Origin of the sequence: Paenibacillus sp. J23TS9, assembly GCF_018403225.1 — a bacterium.
Taxonomy (GTDB): Bacteria; Bacillota; Bacilli; order Paenibacillales; family Paenibacillaceae; genus Paenibacillus_AQ.
Window position 1 is genome coordinate 2,136,049 of the sequence record NZ_BOSG01000001.1, and the last position, 15,730, is coordinate 2,151,778.

A 15,730-nucleotide genomic window follows, 5' to 3' on the forward strand; every position below is an offset into this window, starting at 1 on the left:
GATAGGTATAACTTTAAACTTCTTTTGCTCATGTTGTTCATTCTTTTGATGTATGGTTGCTTCCAAAATCTCATCCCCCGTTATGTCTATCTAAGTTTGTGTTCTTCCAAGCATCTCATTCAACAATAAACCGGCGTACTTGGAAATCAATAAGATATGGCTCGTATCTCTGTTGGTTTGAGCCAATATCAATGAGCCTTCCAGCATAGACAGAAGAACCTCGGCGGTTTCATCCGCCTGCTGCTTCTCCAGTCCCTCCTTCAAAAGCCTGCTGGATATAATAAATTGCCAGTCAGCAAGCACGGATTGACATGCCTCCCGCAATGAATTGCTAATTGCAGAGGTTTCGACCGCCATCCAAAAGCTGAATGGGACAAACCCTTCAAAATTGGATTTCAGCGCTTCATCCGCCATATTCTCAATAAACTGCCGCACGGCCTGAACCGGGTCGGGAACCTTCTCAAATACATCATTCCATTTATCCGCTACAATCAATTTTGTGCGGTGTATGCATTCGAGTGCCAGCTCCTCCTTCCCTTCGGGAAAGTAATAATAGAGAGATCCCTTGGGACAGCAGCTTTCTTTAACAATCTGGTTTAAACCCGTTCCATGATAACCCTGCTTGAAAAACAGCTTGGAAGCTGTATCCACGATGGATTCACGCGAATTGGGCTTGCCTACCATTATTGTTCACCTCCCAATTATAACGATCGGTCTATATATTATAAAGGATTCTAGAGGACAGTTGTCAACTATTTTTAATTGACAGTCATGCTGGTAAATGATGAAAAAAAAAGCCCATGCAGCGCATGGACGATATTAATCAAACTATTTAATAAGCGTATGTACCATTGTTATCAAGCCCTTTAGCATGGTTTCATGGGAAAGCGAAGGCAGATTCGGCTTACTCGCGGCCATCTCTTCCGATGCCGGGAAATGGACAAATCCGCCTGCGATTGGAAGCTGATGAATTCGGATGTAATCAAGAAGAGCATACATCGTATTGTTGCATATGAATGTCCCCGCCGAATAGGAGATGGAGGCTGGAATACCTTGCTCTCTCATGGTTTCAATCATCTCGCGGACCGGTAAACGGGTAAACAAACCATCCGGGCCTTCCGGGTTTACATATTCGTTATAAGGACGAACACCTTTATTATCTGAAACCGTGGATTCCTTTGGTACTTCTTTGAGATTGATGGCTATTTGCTCCGGAGTAATTGAAGTCCGGCCTGAGGCTAATCCACAGCAAATGACAGCATCCGGTTGTATGGATTCGATCGAATGAATCAGATTTTCCGAACATTCATCGAAAACTACCGGCAGCATCAGGGTATAAATTTCTGCACCCTCAAAAGATTGCTTTTCCATGTCTTCGATCAATCTTTGCGTCGGGTTAATCGTATCGCCGCCAAAGGGTTCGAATGCCGTGATCAGAATTTTCATATAAATCCCCCCTTATTTTGTTTACAAAGCTTGAACCAATACCTGCTCTTGGTTGAGTGCAGCCCGCAGCATTTGGGCAAAAGAAAGAGCCTGTGTTCCATCTCCATGGATGCACACCGTATCCGCCGTGATAGCCACCTTTTTGCCGCTCACCGCCGTGACGCATCCTTCTTTCACCATTTGCAGCACCTGCTTCACCGCCAGTTCCGGATTCTCAATTAATGAACCCGCCATGCTTCTTGGTGTCAGTGTTCCATCATCCTGATAGGTCCGGTCCGCAAATACTTCCTGAGCCGTTTGCAGGCCGGTTGTTCTGCCCGCTTGAATCATCTCGCTTCCCGCGAGACCGAATAAAATGAGGGTGGGATCAATAGCATAGACGGCTTCTGCAATGGCTTCCGCGACCGTTCTATCCACCGCTGCCATATTATACAGCGCCCCATGTGCCTTGACATGCCGCATATTACCGCCTTCCTGCCTTACAAATGCCTGCAGCGCCCCAATTTGGTAGGTTACCATGTCAAAGACATCTTCCGGAGACACGTCCATCCGGCGCCTTCCGAATCCGGCCAAGTCCGGGAGTCCCGGATGAGCCCCCACTGCGATCCCTTTGCTGACAGCCAGACGCACTGTTTTTCTCATGACAGAAGGATCTCCCGCATGGAAGCCGCATGCTATATTGGCCGACGTAATCTCATTCATCATGTCCGCATCCGTTCCCAGGACATATCGTCCAAAGCTTTCGCCCATATCACAATTCAAATCCAGCCGCAGCATGGAACCCCTCCCTTAACCGGTAATCAATCATGCTTTTCATCAGCTTCATCTTACGGGCCTGTTCAAAATAGAGCCCTTCCGATTCGGACTGCGAAATTTCATGAAAGCGGATGCTCCCCCCGGGAGGCAGCTGGGCAACCCTAGACAGATCCACCGAAGCAACCTGCGCTATTTTCGGATAGCCTCCCAGCGTCTGTCTGTCTGCCATAAGAATAATAGGCTGCCCATCAGCAGGGACCTGCACGGTGCCTACAGCTACCCCCTCGGAAACATACTCGCGCGGCGTCACAAGCTGTAACTGCGGCCCTTTTAACCGATATCCCATCCGGTCTGATTCCGGTTTGACGATATACTCATCTTGAAATAATCGCTCTTGCGCCAAGCTGCTGAAATCACCATATTTGCGTCCTCTCGTTACTCTAACGATTTGATGAGGATGGCCGTAAGTGTAACGGGGAGATGCTGACCAATCCACGGATTGGAACGGATACTCCGCATTCCATACGGATGACCACATGCACCGGGTTTCAAACGCAGTGTGTTTCACCTGAAGAACATCCCCAGATTGCAACGCTCTCCCTTTCAAGCCTCCGATTTCGGCGCGCATATACGTGCTGCGACTTCCCATGACTTCAGGCACATCGATTCCGCCTAAGACGGCTACATACGAACGGCAGCCGGAAACCGGGCGTTTAAATGTAAGCTCGCTTCCTTTACGGAAGATCACCGGCCGCCACATCGGCACAGAGATACCACTACTTTCAGGAGCCAAATCCGCTCCAGTTATGGAGGCTAGCGTATCCCGAAGGAATCTTATTGAAAAACCGGACCATGTTATTTCCAGCAGCGCTTCTCCTCCATCATTTCCCGCCAGCCAATTGGCAAGGCTGCACGCATAGCTATCCATAGCTCCTGAGCTGCTGATCCCATATTTTCCGTAGCCCTTCCTCCCCAGATCCTGAACAGTTGCAAGCAAGCCGCGCTTCAATACTTCCAGGCTCATTTTCGTCCACCTGCCAAACGGGTATATTCAGAAAAACTAACGGCTTTGAAACGAATCCACTGACCACTCTTTAGAAGAACCGGCGGATCCTGATCCGGCCGGAATAAAGCAAGTGGCGTTCGTCCGATGATCTGCCATCCCCCCGGCGTTTCCAGCGGATAAATACCCGTTTGCGTGCCAGCTATTCCGATGGATCCTGCCGGTATACGGAGTCTTGGGGTCGTCTTTCTTGGAGCAGCTATACTTTCCGGTATACCTCCAAGATAAGGAAAACCCGGTGCAAAACCTAGTGCGTAGACCAGAAGATCCTGCCCTGTATGAATCTTGATGACGTCCTCTTCATCCAGTCCATTCGCTTCGGCAACATAGGCAAGGTCCGGCCCGTACTCACCACCATAACAAACCGGAATTTCGATAGTCTCCCGCTCCGTTGCGGGGACCGTTTCCATGTTCTGCAGCAGCCCAGCCACTATTGTACGGACGAATTCAAAAGCTGTCCCGCCGTCAGCAGGTTGATTTAGATGAAGCGGGTCATAATAGACGGTTAGCGTTGTAAAGGAAGGCACACACTCCTGAAAACCGGGAAACGGATGCTGCTCCAGACGGAAGGCTGCTGCCTGGACCAACGAATTCGTGCTTTCATCTATGTTCTCGCCGAATTGTATCAACAATGCCGAATCCCCCATGGCATCAATGATAAGCTGCTTCATCTCGGACCCTCGCTTTCTGTAACCGCATTTTGAAATATCCTTGCGTACATGTCTATTCTTCTATTTTAGGGTTGTTCTGCGGATTATGGCAATCCTTTGACGCAAATATAGGAGTAACAAGACTTATCCTGAACAAAAAAGACTGCCAGCAGGCAGCCTTTTCAGGGATAGTCCAATCATATATAGGAACAAAAAAGTCTGATGCTTATCAGGCTTTGTGTTCGAGACGTTGTCACTTGTTATTTTGCTAAATCAATAAATCCTTCACCAAAAACATCTCTCACATCATGGATCGTGATGAATGCTTCCTTGTCCACTGATTTCACGATTTTTTTAAGTGTCGGCACTTCCTGTTTGTTAATGACAACGTAAAGTACTTCTTTCGGTGCTTTTGTGTAATATCCATAACCCGGAAAAACGGTCACGCCGCGTTCCATCACGCAGTTAATCTCCTTGGCAATATGGTCGTATTCCTTGGATATAATCGTCACGGCTTTACGCGGATTAAGACCTTCGATAATAAATTCCATCACCTTCGTACCGACAAACAACATGATGATGGTCAGCATAAGGCTTTGAGCTCCGATGATGAAGAACGACGAGAACGCCACGATCAGATCAAAAAAGAGCAGTGCATAGCTGATATTCCAGTCCCAGTACTTATGAGCAATCCGCGCCAAAATCACGCTTCCCGCAGTGGTTCCGCCTGCCCGAACGATGAGACCAATGCCTACACCGGCAAAAACCCCGCCGAATATGGCATTCAGCAGCAGCTCGTTTGATGCGAGTGTCCATCCTTCAGTCAGATGCAGGAACAGAGAATTGAACACAATGGCAATGACCGTGTATAAGGTCGTCTGTTTATCCAGAAACTTATAACCCACAAGCAGCAGGATTGCGTTCAGAATCAGATTCACCAGACCCGGTGACCATTGGAACAGATAGTAGAGAATAATGGTAATCCCTGTGACCCCGCCCTCGGACAGATCATGCGGAATCACGAACAGATTGATGTCGAGCGCAAAAATAAATGAACCGGCAATAATTAAAAAGATATCTGCAATAATTTTTCTATTCATAGGATGCCTTCCCAACAGTTGATATTCTTATCTTAAAAGACGCAACCTTCATATTTTATAAGGTTTGTCCGAGTTTCGTCAATATGAAAGATATATAATAGATAAAAAAAATCCGCGGTAGCCGCGGATAACAGGATGAGTCCTCTATATTATTTTGGAGACGTGATTGATACGGTATTCGAAGTACCGTCCCATTGAACGGAATAACCTGAAAGCTCCGAGAAGTTTCTCAACGGGAGCATCAATGAATTTTCACGATTTTTTGAAGCCGTAATTTTCACATTTTTACCGTTAACTGTTGCCTGTTCGGATAATGCTTTATGGACAATGGTTCGGGTTCCAATCTTTATGGTGGCTGTTTTTGTCTGGTCGTTCCACAGCACCTCCCCGCCCAGTAATTCAATGCATGCTCGTAAAGGAATATAAATCCGGGAATCGTACAGGACTATATCATTTCGCAATGCCGCTTCCCTGTTGTCGATCAACAGCCTCCCCTCAAATTTCTGCTCACCTATACGATAGCCAGATTTTTGAGCGATATCTTCAAATGAAAGCTTAGACGATGTAATAATGGCAGTAGTATGAACCTTTACCTGTGCAAAAAGCCAATGAATATCATCGTTATACATGCGGATACATCCGGCGCTGACATACTTCCCAATGGAATTTTTATTGCTGTTTCCATGGATTGCATATGTCGTTCCATTCGTTCCGTTTACATCCAGCCCGATCCAGCGGTCGCCGAGCGGATTTCTTGGATCTCCTCCCGGAATTTTTTCTTTGTAATACGGACGGTTTTTAATCTTATTGACAATCTCAAAGCTGCCTTCCGGCGTGAGTGACGGGGTTTTGCCGGTGGCTACGGGAAATTCCCTGATTAGGGATCCATTTTGAAAAAAAGCCAGTTTATTCGTTTTTTTGTTGACGATAATGAGATCACTGCCCACACGTTGTGTGTCCGCATGCACAGGCGCGGGGATGATCCAGCCCAATAGCAAAATGAGTAGCATGGCTGCGAATGGGCGAAGACGAGTATGCAGAGTGAGAGAGCCTCCTTTCTTCGTTCGGTTAATAGCCATTATATGGGGGACTAAGGGTGTCCTATCACTCATTCATGTGTAATGATGTGGAATTGTTTAAGACAGGAAAATTTTATGAGGAAAATGTAATTTTCATGAAATGAAAGTAGTTTTTCTTGTGTTTATTCATATCGAGTACTAAAATATATACTTGTTCATTTATTAAGGAGGAAAAAGAATGTCACCTGTCCATTCAACTACCAGCCGTCCTCCAACTAAAAAAACATTTTGGTTGGCGATGCTGTTCGTTCTTATCGCGATCATCGGCCTGCTTTATGTCAAATGGTGGCCCTATTACCATAAAGCATTTTCGGCAGCTTCCAAGCATTCGATCGGCTCATCCATATTGGGTATGGAACAGGATGGACCATCCTGGCACTCCGCCCTGCAATATGCAAAGGCATACTTCAAATCCGTGTGGAAAGCCGCTGTACTCGGTATCTTGCTCGGGTCTTTAGTGCAGGTCCTTTTGCCAGTGCAATGGCTGTATCAAAAACTCGGCAAAGCCGGCTTCAAGAGCACTCTGATCGGGGGCGTCTCCTCGTTGCCTGGCATGATGTGCACATGCTGCGCAGCTCCTATTGCAAGCGGACTCCGCAAACGCAATGTTTCCATCGGGGCTGCTCTGGCCTTCTGGCTCGGCAATCCCCTGCTCAACCCGGCAACACTGATCTTCATGGCATTTGTATTGTCCTGGAAGTTTACGCTGATGCGGATTGTGTTTGGTCTTGTAGTTACGTTTGGCGTCAGCTATTTTGCCAATCGTTTTGCAGGAAAAACTGAGGTTAACGGATCCATCGCAAATATTCCTGATGAAACAGCAGAACAAGCTCCCTTTTTGACCCGCTGGCTTAAAAGTTTGGGAACGATGATTATTAGTGTCGTACCTGCTTATCTGATTGCGGTATTACTGCTCGGAGCATTCCAGTCTAACATGTTTCCAGTGTGGGTTAGCGGAGGTATTGCAGCCATTATTGTGTTCGCGATTGTCGGCACGTTGTTCGTCATACCGACAGCTGCAGAGATTCCAATTATCCAATCCTTCCTCATGCTTGGCATAGGGACAGGCCCGGCTGCAGCTTTACTCGTAACTCTGCCTGCAATCAGTCTCCCGTCCGTACTCATCGTCGGCAGGGCTTTCCCGAAAAAAGTACTGGCGTTTGTTATTGGCTCCGTCGTCGTTGCGGGGTTTGTTAGTGGTTTGATCGGGGCATGGATCTTATAGAATGTTACCAGTCAGAAAAAAGGCATCTGCAGCGTCTGCCGCAGATGCCTTTTTAATTTTATAGTGATGAAATATTTATGGATAGTGTTGAGTTGGTAACCGTTACTTAAGTACTTCCTGCAGCTTTTGAAGTTCTGATAACATATTTGTCAATTCTACAAGTGATAAATTCGCATGATACTTTTCCGAAACTTGTTTATTAAATGCTTCCATTTCTTTTTTATAAAGCAGCCCTTTTTCGCCTAATTCAATTGAAAATATGCGCTTATCTTCTGCATGTTGTTTTCTAATTATATAGCCTTCCTTTTCAAGTTTTGCTAACTGTTGACTTACAGCACTTTTTGTAACATCCATTTTTTCAGCTAACTCTGAAGGAGAGGAGAAAGGATGCCGAATTGCTAATGTTAATAGCACATATTGCTGATTATTTAATTTAAAATTCGTATAGGCTCTTTCTTTCTTTTCAAGCGTCATCCATATATTTTCCAATGTTTGATTAATTTGCTCAGCTATATTTTTATCTTTCATGCTTTTGTCCCTCACCTTATTTTTGCCATTTTTTGGGGTTTAAATAGCTTTTAAATTTGGCTGCCACTTCCTTCCCAACAAGTAAGGCGCCTACCCAAAACATGATTTCCGACATTATTATGCTTCCTGTAATAACACCTGCTTTTATTTGAGTTGAAAGTGAGGTAAATGGTGTGGTCACTGGTATCAACCAAAGCATTAGAGAGATCATTAGAAGCCCTATTCCAAGTTTATAAAATAATGATTTTTTTTGCTTCTTTTCGATTGAAACCATCTCTTTTTCCAATTCTAAGCCCCCGCATTAAAATTATTATAGTTTAGTTAACTAAACTATATATCGATAGTAGTTTGAATGCAAGGGTTCTGAAATTTATCTTCAAACAAATACATATAGCGGAATATGAAAAAAGCCAAGATCCCGCATGCCCCCGAAGCACGGAATCTTGGCTTCTTCCTATGAAGATTGAACCGGGGAATAATCTCCAGCTCTAGGCCGGGATTCAGAAGGATCGTCCTCCTCAATTGGAGTGGTATATTCCGCCGTTGCATCCAGTTTCGATTTGCCCATGAACAATGACGCCGCGAAAGCCAGCAATACAGGAAGTAATGCCCAAGCGAAAGTTTGTGCAATGGAGGAAGACAAGGCTCCGGAAATACTTGTCAGCACATCTTCAGGTATGGATGATCGTGCCTGCACGGTTAAAAGCACATGCGGATCATCGATCTGAAAAGACTGCGGTAAAGCTGCTCCACTGCTGAAAATTCGCTCCATCTGACCCGAAAATGCATGTTTCTGAATCATGCCGAACATCGTAATGCCGAGGGTCATCCCGAGTGAGCGCAAAAAGTTAAAGGTCGCGCTCGCCGTTCCCCGCTGCCGGTATGACAAACCGTGAATACATGCATTGCCCAGTACCGAAAAGGAAGCACCGATTCCGAGCCCGACCAGAGTCATGTACAGCGTAATGATGAGACGTGAGGAATCAGGGTTCAGTGTCGACAAAAGCAGGATTCCTGCTGTTAAAACCACCAAAGAACCACTCATAATGGATCGGTACGACAAACGATTCATCAGGCTGCCGCCCAGTGTCGCGGTGATGACCGATGCAACCATCATAGGGAGCAATACCATGCCGGAGTTTGTTGCCGAACCGCCCAGGACTCCTTGGATATATATCGGGATGTACACCGACGCCGCAATAAATGCCGCCCCGCTAAAAAAGCCCATGATTACACTGGAGGAGTAAATCCTGTTTTTGAATAGTGCAAACGTAATAATCGGTTCATTGGCTTTGGTTTCACGGTACAGAAATGCTGCTGCCAGAAGCACAAAGCCTCCCAGCAGGCTGAGTATTTCCGCCGAATTCCAGGCAAGCTGCTTGCCGCCCAATTCCAAGGCAAACATCAAGCAAACGACGGCACCAAGCAGAGTCACAGCCCCTGCCCAATCGATCGGCTGCCTTGAATGCTCATGAGATTCCTTGTAATAAGCTGCAATCATGCAGAGTGCCACGAGTCCGATCGGCAGGTTGATATAGAATATCCACTGCCAAGCGATATAGTCTGTAATATATGCACCCAACAGCGGACCGAAGATGCTGGAGATACCGAACACAGCCCCAAACAATCCGCCGAGCTTCCCTCGCTTTTCAAGCGGCACCGTATCGAACATAATCGTAAACGCAATCGGTACAAGCGCCCCACCGCCGATTCCCTGGACCGCACGATACAGTGCCAGCTGGGTTATCGATTGAGCCGTTCCACATAAGGCTGATCCGATCATGAACATAATGATCCCGAATATAAAAAATCTTTTTCTGCCATACATATCCGACAGCTTGCCGAATATCGGCATTCCTGCCATTTCCGCAACCATGTATGCCGAGGTGACCCAGACGAATTTATCCATGCCTCCGATCTCGCCAACAATATTACCCATTGCCGTAGCGACGATCGAATTATCCATAGACGCCATCAGAATCCCCAATAACAATGCTGCGATGACTAACGGTAACCGGCTTTGCTGCTGTTTCATTTACAGACCCACTCCTCTTCTCACATTCACTTTTTCTTGGCCTATAAGTATTTTAAAAAAAGAAGTATGACAACTGAATGTCATACTTCCCGATATTTTTCGATAGTTTTTTGCAGCATGATCTTGATCTCTTTTCTTAATTCCAAAGGCTCCAGAACTACTGCTCCATCTCCGAAACTGAGAATAATCGGCATCAGCCACTTCAATTCTTTTATATTTTGGTTCTGCAAATAAATATTCAAAGAACCATCCTCGTTGAACTGCCTCTCAACTCCAACAAAGAAGTCCAGTGCTCTTGCCATGCAATCCGAAGAAAATTTCAATACAATATTTCTGTCGCCGTCCTCTGAATTCGTTTTTCTAACATAGGTTCTAGCCGGCTTGGGTTCGTGCTGATGATGCTGAAAATGCTCTCCGGTGACCAAAAGCGACATCATTCTCGGAAGCTTGAATTCCCGGTATCCGTTTCTTAATCTGCAGTAAGCATACAAATACCATGTATCGTATTTATACAGCAAATTTACAGGCTCTACATATCGTTTCACTCGCTCGCCTTTGGCGCTTACATATTCAAACTGCAGCACAAGCTGGTTGGCAATGGCATCCTTGATCAACCGGAGCATCTCATTATAGGGTCGCCAGCTGCCGATATCCAGCGACATAGCATGAGTCCGCGATTCTTTATGTACGGTTTGCAGCTTATGTATGGTTTCTTCGGCTTTTTCGTCCTCGAAAATTGCTGACATGCTCCGCAGCAGAGTCACAATGGAATTCACATCATGCGATCCGAGCAGGCTTTTGTCCATTTTATATTCTTCCATGATTCCGTAGCCGCCATTAACCCCTTGATAAGAGACGACCGGTATCCCGGCAGCACAAATGGCCTCAATATCACGGTAAATCGTCCGCTGCGAAACATTATATTTCTCGGCCAAGACCGATGCTGACAAAACCTCGTGATTTAGCAGCATGTAGATCATGGAAATGATCCGTTCAAGCTTCATAAATACCCGTCCTCACTAAATGAAATTCATAACATAAAAAGCAAGTAATAAGTACTTTAATATACCACTTTTTTCGTATTGAGCGTCCATTAGAATATCATATATTAAAGAATATAAAAGTCTATTGTTGATTCCAAACATATCATTCCTTCGGATAACTGGTGAAAAAGGAGCCCGCACAGACGATATTTATCGTACTGCTTCGGCTCCTCTTTTACGGCATTCAATATGTTTACATTATGATCAAGTCGTGTATTCGAGTCCGGTTCTGATCCATTTTTCGATCACGTCCTGATTCAAGAACGGAGCAATCGGCCTTAAGGCCCCGATACCGTTGGCTTCGAACGCTTTTTTGGCACATTCCTCAATCGCTTCATCGCTCATGAACGGAGCTAACGATTTCAACGATTCTATGCCCTCTGCTTCGAAAGACTTTCTGGCGCATTCGTCAATCGCTTCATCGCTCATGAACGGTGCCAGGGATTTCAACGATTCTATGCCCTCAGTTTCAAAAGTCTTTCTGGCGCATTCGTCAATCGCTTCATCGCTCATGAACGGTGCCAGGGATTTCAACGATTCTATGCCCTCTGTTTCAAAAGTCTTTCTGGCGCACTCGTCAATCGCTTCATCGCTCATGAACGGTGCCAGGGATTTCAGCGATTCTACGCCCTTTGCTTCAAAAGACTTTCTGGCATATTCGTCAATGATCTCGGTACTGACAAACGGGGCAATCGAAATTATATCTTGGATTTCAATGTTCATTTTTAATTGCCCAAATACCTCATCAGCCTGCTCTGTTTTCAGGATCGGGGCAATGGTGGAGAAATCTTCGATCGAAACTTCGTTGTTTTTCAAAAACTCTGATGTATTATGGTTGACGAAGGTATGGATGATTTTGGTACTATGGTGGTTGTCGAGAATTTGATCTATGCTTACTTCAAACGTTGCTGCAAGTTCAGGAAGTTTGGAGATGTCAGGCATCGTTTCTCCCCGTTCCCAATTGCTGATCGCCTGATAGCTGACTCCCATTTTATCCGCGACCTCCATCTGCGTCATCCCTTTTTCTTTTCTTAGCTTGGCAATATTCCTGCCGATTTTGACCATATCAAACATTTCAATCACTCCTTATTGGTTGATGCGTTTAGTGTATCGATGAAAGTAAATTCTGTATATCAAGCGGCGCTTGAGTATGTATAAAAAATGCATTTTATGAAACCTGATTCACAGTATCTATCTTCTCATTTTAAGGGTTATATGGATAACAAAAATTAAAATGAGCCGAATTCGTTAATTACGAATTCGGCTCTTTAAACGGATTGCACTACAGGCGACTCAAGCCCTGCTTGAGCCCCTCTACATCCAGGCCATCCACGGCAAAAGCCTGCCGAACAAGCTCCGGCGCGACAAATTCATCATACTTCCCGAGATAAGGTGCCTCATCCGGTCCAAGGAGCGATGAAGGATCGGTGCAGTCTGCGCTTTCCTGCATCATTTGATCTAGCAGCACCTGGCTGTCGGCTTTACCCGCAACAACAAAATAATAAGGCTCCATCGGTACAATGGAACGTAACGACAACCGCTGCGAAAGATTATTCTTGAGCATCCGTTCCAGTGTCCTAAACTGCTTGCTCCCTACCCACGGTAAAATGAACATCGAATCTCCGCCTGCGGGAATCACAACCGATTTCAGGAGGCCGCTCTCTCTGGCCAATCTGCGGGCCCGCTCCAACCGGTTAACGGCTTGTGGAGAGAGGTATGAGTAAATGGTATGCTCAGCGAGAACTTCACGCATTTTCCGTACCACCAGCGTATGAACATCTCCCCCTGCACCAAGCCACAGCGTATCAACCTTCCCTAGTGCTGCTTTGACATAAACTGCCTTATGCTTAGTATCTACTTCCGTAACCTTCCACAGCTTTCCGGCTAATGAAAAGCAGTATCCCGGTGGCGGAACCGTTGTGATCGATCCGATCTCCTCAGAACCGTTGTATACGGCATGCTCTTCATCATCCTTGAAAACGGCATAAAAGCGGAAGTTATTCACGATCTTCTCGCCTGTTAGGCCAATAATGAGACTTTGCTGCTCCGTCCACTGAACATGGTCTGTTTGCAGCAGATAATTCAGGAAAACCTTGTACGTGTCCGAAGAGATTTCGCGGAAGGAAGGTAGTGACAGCACATCGGATGCCAGCTCCGCAGGCATTGCTTCACCCCTGCTCTTCAGAATGCTCATCGTCTGATGATATAACAGACCGATTGGCATCTGCCTGATATCCAGCGGCTCCACCCAACGATCCCGCACATACAGCTCGATGACCGCGATCGCCCGCAGCAGTGTCCAGGGCATACGTGCAGGAAGCATGGCATCTTCCTCCTCTTCTTCCGGACAGACAAACAGCATCTCCGAAGGAGCATCATTCCGTCTGCCCGAGCGGCCAAGCCTCTGCACGAAACTGGATGCGCTATAGGGTGCTCCAAGCTGAACGACGCGCTCTAATTCTCCCAGGTCGATCCCCAGCTCAAGCGTTAACGTTGCAGCGGCAACGGCCGGGCCGGGACCGTTCTTCAGTGCCGCCTCCGCTTCTTCGCGCAGCATCGCCGAAATACTGCCGTGATGCACATGAAACACATCCGGCTGATGCCGGTGCGCTGCTACTCTACGCAGTTCAAGCGTCGTCAGTTCCGCATCGGAACGACTGTTGGTGAAGACCAGCGCTTTCTTGAGATGCGTACTGTCGTACACGAAGTCGTAATAAGCCTTACGCGCATTTTGCAAATGTTCTGCCTGCTCTTCATCCCGTGCATCCGGAAATGAAAAATGCTCCACGCGCAGCCGCAGCTTACGTCCACCTGGCACAGATACATCTTCAATCGGCTGCCTGCTTCCTGCACCAAGCCATGCCTTGGCTGCGCCATAGTCACTTAATGTCGCTGATAATCCCACACGCCTAGGAGAGCAGCCTGTCATACGTTCAATCCGGGCGATTTGACTCAGCACTTGGATCCCCCGGTCCGCACCCATGAAGGCATGAACTTCATCAATAATGATATATCTGAGATCATGAAATAGCGCTGGAATTGCATTGGGGCGGTTCATTAGCAGGCCTTCCAGGGATTCAGGCGTAATTTGAAGCACTCCTGAAGGATTTCGCATCAGCTTGTTTTTTTCGGTTTGCGAAACATCCCCATGCCAATGCCACACTGGAATATTCCCATCCTTAAGCAGCTCTTTAATCCGTTCAAACTGATCGTTAATAAGCGCCTTAAGCGGACCGATATATAGAATTCCCACCGATGCGGAGGGACGTTCGTGCAGCTCAGTCAATGCAGGGAAAAACGCGCCTTCCGTTTTACCGGATGCGGTGCCCGCAGCGATGAGCATATGATGGGGGGAATCCATGCAGATTTTGAGAGCTTCCACCTGGGCAGGCCGCAGGGCATCCCATCTTTTCCGGTATATAAATTCTTGAATAAACGGAGCCAGACGGTAAAAAAGCTGATTGTCAGCACTGCTCATAATTCAAACTCCGCCAGAAAATCATCCACCTCATCCTGCTCCTTGCCGGCAGACGCCGGTGAAGCCATACGCTCACCCAGCAGCTGGCTGAAGGATGCCTCCGGATTCTGATGCAGCGTATGCAGCAAATCCATAAAACCCCTTACGATCTCACGAGGCGTAAGCAGTTCATCCGCTCCCATCCGTCCGACAGCCGTTTCCATAAACTGAATCAAATCCTCATCGGTCAAAGATGGAGTATAGCCAAAATGAAGCCCGTGAATCTGCAGCAGCTTTTGCAGCAGAATCAGTATCTCTTCATGTGACAGCATCTCCAGCTTCAAAATGGGCCCCGTGTAATTACGATATCCATTCCCGGCAAAACGCCCCTCCACGAGCCGTGAGCGCAATGCCTCGTAGCTGAATAATCCGCGGCGCTCATCTTCGACGAATTGGGGCGTACCGCCTAAGAAGATTCCTAAATGCTCCGCTTTTCCCTGCATAGTATCATTAAACATCGTAAGCAGCTTTTCGTAATTGCTTGTCCGGGATATACTGTTTGATATTTTATATAAATTAACCCCTTCATCAATAAAGAGAAGCAGACCCTTGTATCCAATCTTCGCCACAAATTCCGACCACAGCTTGATGTAGTCGTACCAATTATCATCGTCAATGATGACTCCGACTTCCAGTTCTTTTCTCGCTTCCGTCTTGTTCGGGAACTCTCCCCGCAGCCAGCGCAGAGCTGCCTGTTTCTTATCGTCTTCCCCAAGCTTATAACCGTTCCAATACGCTGCCAGCACCCGCGCAAAATCAAAACCGTGCACCAAATTCTGCATCTCCGCTGTGACCGCAAAAATCCGCTGCTCCACTACCTGGCTTAATGCGGGGTCGCCTGCGCGCAAATCACATTCCTTCATCGCTTCCTGCTGAATCGTGGATATCCACTTTTGCAAAATAGCCTCAAGGGCCCCACCATCCGGACGGGTACGTGTAGATAAATGGGTCATGAGCTCGCGGTAGGTTCCTAATCCCTGCCCCTTGGTCCCGACCAGCCTACGTTCAGGCGATAAGTCCGCGTCAGCCGTAACAAAATCACGGTCTAGCGCGTAGTTGCGAATCGTTTGCAGCAGGAAACTCTTACCGCTGCCATACCGTCCTGTAATCAGCTTCATGGCGGCTCCGCCTTCGGCGATATTCTCCATATCACGCAGAATTGCCTCGACTTCCGGCTTCCTGCCGACGGCAATATGCTCTAATCCGATTCGCGGTACAACGCCTGCCGTCAAAGAATTGACAAGTGCAGTCGTCAGACGCTTTGGAATTTTCAGATCCGTCAAACCTC

15 protein-coding genes are annotated in these 15,730 nt (G+C 46.9%); 1 reads left to right on the forward strand and 14 read right to left on the reverse strand.

The genetic code is table 11. From position 1 onward, the window contains the following. Window positions 1-90 precede the first annotated feature (90 nt). From KJS65_RS10050 to KJS65_RS10080, 7 genes are all read right to left on the reverse strand, one after another. Window positions 91-684, reverse strand: coding sequence for a TetR/AcrR family transcriptional regulator (locus KJS65_RS10050; RefSeq protein ID WP_213649696.1), 594 nt, complete (start codon window positions 682-684; stop codon window positions 91-93). Window positions 685-828: 144 nt separating this feature from the next. Next, the gene (gene pcp / locus KJS65_RS10055; protein ID WP_213649697.1) at window positions 829-1,446 is read right to left on the reverse strand and encodes a pyroglutamyl-peptidase I; all 618 of its coding nucleotides are present in this window, start codon (window positions 1,444-1,446) and stop codon (window positions 829-831) included. 21 nt (window positions 1,447-1,467) lie between these two features. After that, window positions 1,468-2,223 (reverse strand): 5-oxoprolinase subunit PxpA, encoded by a 756-nt coding sequence (locus KJS65_RS10060; protein ID WP_213649698.1) that lies wholly within the window; start codon window positions 2,221-2,223, stop codon window positions 1,468-1,470. Then, entirely contained in the window at window positions 2,198-3,226 is a 1,029-nt protein-coding gene (locus KJS65_RS10065; RefSeq protein WP_213649699.1) for a 5-oxoprolinase subunit C family protein, read from the reverse strand. The genes KJS65_RS10060 and KJS65_RS10065 overlap by 26 nt, the downstream gene beginning before the upstream one ends. Continuing rightward, on the reverse strand, window positions 3,223-3,936 hold the full coding sequence (gene pxpB / locus KJS65_RS10070) for a 5-oxoprolinase subunit PxpB (protein ID WP_136605096.1): 714 nt from the start codon (window positions 3,934-3,936) through the stop codon (window positions 3,223-3,225). The genes KJS65_RS10065 and pxpB overlap by 4 nt, the downstream gene beginning before the upstream one ends. Window positions 3,937-4,175: 239 nt before the next feature. Further along, entirely contained in the window at window positions 4,176-5,015 is an 840-nt protein-coding gene (locus KJS65_RS10075) for a YitT family protein (protein ID WP_213649700.1), read from the reverse strand. Between the two features lie 149 nt (window positions 5,016-5,164). After that, on the reverse strand, window positions 5,165-6,094 hold the full coding sequence (locus KJS65_RS10080) for a L,D-transpeptidase family protein (RefSeq protein WP_244864464.1): 930 nt from the start codon (window positions 6,092-6,094) through the stop codon (window positions 5,165-5,167). A 178-nt stretch (window positions 6,095-6,272) separates the two neighbouring features. Between KJS65_RS10080 and KJS65_RS10085 the strand changes: the two genes are divergently transcribed. Then, entirely contained in the window at window positions 6,273-7,319 is a 1,047-nt protein-coding gene (locus KJS65_RS10085; RefSeq protein WP_213649701.1) for a permease, read from the forward strand. 102 nt (window positions 7,320-7,421) lie between these two features. Here the strand turns inward: KJS65_RS10085 and KJS65_RS10090 are convergent, their stop codons facing one another. From KJS65_RS10090 to KJS65_RS10120, 7 genes are all read right to left on the reverse strand, one after another. Next, complete coding sequence (locus KJS65_RS10090; RefSeq protein WP_136605093.1) at window positions 7,422-7,847, reverse strand: MarR family winged helix-turn-helix transcriptional regulator; 426 nt, start codon at window positions 7,845-7,847, stop codon at window positions 7,422-7,424. Between the two features lie 16 nt (window positions 7,848-7,863). Then, a complete protein-coding gene (locus KJS65_RS10095) occupies window positions 7,864-8,133 on the reverse strand; it encodes a transporter suffix domain-containing protein (RefSeq protein ID WP_244864465.1) in 270 nt (89 codons plus the stop codon). Window positions 8,134-8,301: 168 nt separating this feature from the next. Beyond that, window positions 8,302-9,882, reverse strand: coding sequence for an MDR family MFS transporter (locus KJS65_RS10100; RefSeq protein WP_213649702.1), 1,581 nt, complete (start codon window positions 9,880-9,882; stop codon window positions 8,302-8,304). 80 nt (window positions 9,883-9,962) lie between these two features. Continuing rightward, window positions 9,963-10,886 carry a helix-turn-helix transcriptional regulator gene (locus KJS65_RS10105; RefSeq protein WP_136605091.1) on the reverse strand — a complete coding sequence of 308 codons (924 nt, stop codon included), beginning with the start codon at window positions 10,884-10,886 and terminating at the stop codon, window positions 9,963-9,965. A gap of 243 nt (window positions 10,887-11,129) precedes the next feature. Next, complete coding sequence (locus tag KJS65_RS10110; protein ID WP_244864466.1) at window positions 11,130-11,999, reverse strand: helix-turn-helix domain-containing protein; 870 nt, start codon at window positions 11,997-11,999, stop codon at window positions 11,130-11,132. 208 nt (window positions 12,000-12,207) lie between these two features. Next, window positions 12,208-14,403 (reverse strand): DEAD/DEAH box helicase, encoded by a 2,196-nt coding sequence (locus KJS65_RS10115; protein ID WP_213649703.1) that lies wholly within the window; start codon window positions 14,401-14,403, stop codon window positions 12,208-12,210. Next, window positions 14,400-15,725: an ATP-binding protein gene (locus KJS65_RS10120; protein WP_213649704.1), complete on the reverse strand. Its 1,326-nt coding sequence runs from the start codon at window positions 15,723-15,725 to the stop codon at window positions 14,400-14,402. The genes KJS65_RS10115 and KJS65_RS10120 overlap by 4 nt, the downstream gene beginning before the upstream one ends. Window positions 15,726-15,730 lie beyond the last annotated feature (5 nt).

What these genes read in the sequence shown, in the direction of transcription:
- KJS65_RS10075 (WP_213649700.1), bottom strand. Translation starts at nt 5,015, where the DNA reads ATGAATAGAAAAATTATTGCAGATATCTTTTTAATTATTGCCGGTTCA.
- KJS65_RS10090 (WP_136605093.1), bottom strand. Translation starts at nt 7,847, where the DNA reads ATGAAAGATAAAAATATAGCTGAGCAAATTAATCAAACATTGGAAAAT.
- pcp (WP_213649697.1), bottom strand. Translation starts at nt 1,446, where the DNA reads ATGAAAATTCTGATCACGGCATTCGAACCCTTTGGCGGCGATACGATT.
- KJS65_RS10085 (WP_213649701.1), top strand. Translation starts at nt 6,273, where the DNA reads ATGTCACCTGTCCATTCAACTACCAGCCGTCCTCCAACTAAAAAAACA.
- KJS65_RS10065 (WP_213649699.1), bottom strand. Translation starts at nt 3,226, where the DNA reads ATGAGCCTGGAAGTATTGAAGCGCGGCTTGCTTGCAACTGTTCAGGAT.
- KJS65_RS10060 (WP_213649698.1), bottom strand. Translation starts at nt 2,223, where the DNA reads ATGCTGCGGCTGGATTTGAATTGTGATATGGGCGAAAGCTTTGGACGA.
- KJS65_RS10110 (WP_244864466.1), bottom strand. Translation starts at nt 11,999, where the DNA reads ATGTTTGATATGGTCAAAATCGGCAGGAATATTGCCAAGCTAAGAAAA.
- KJS65_RS10080 (WP_244864464.1), bottom strand. Translation starts at nt 6,094, where the DNA reads ATGGCTATTAACCGAACGAAGAAAGGAGGCTCTCTCACTCTGCATACT.
- KJS65_RS10105 (WP_136605091.1), bottom strand. Translation starts at nt 10,886, where the DNA reads ATGAAGCTTGAACGGATCATTTCCATGATCTACATGCTGCTAAATCAC.
- KJS65_RS10050 (WP_213649696.1), bottom strand. Translation starts at nt 684, where the DNA reads ATGGTAGGCAAGCCCAATTCGCGTGAATCCATCGTGGATACAGCTTCC.
- KJS65_RS10115 (WP_213649703.1), bottom strand. Translation starts at nt 14,403, where the DNA reads ATGAGCAGTGCTGACAATCAGCTTTTTTACCGTCTGGCTCCGTTTATT.
- pxpB (WP_136605096.1), bottom strand. Translation starts at nt 3,936, where the DNA reads ATGAAGCAGCTTATCATTGATGCCATGGGGGATTCGGCATTGTTGATA.
- KJS65_RS10100 (WP_213649702.1), bottom strand. Translation starts at nt 9,882, where the DNA reads ATGAAACAGCAGCAAAGCCGGTTACCGTTAGTCATCGCAGCATTGTTA.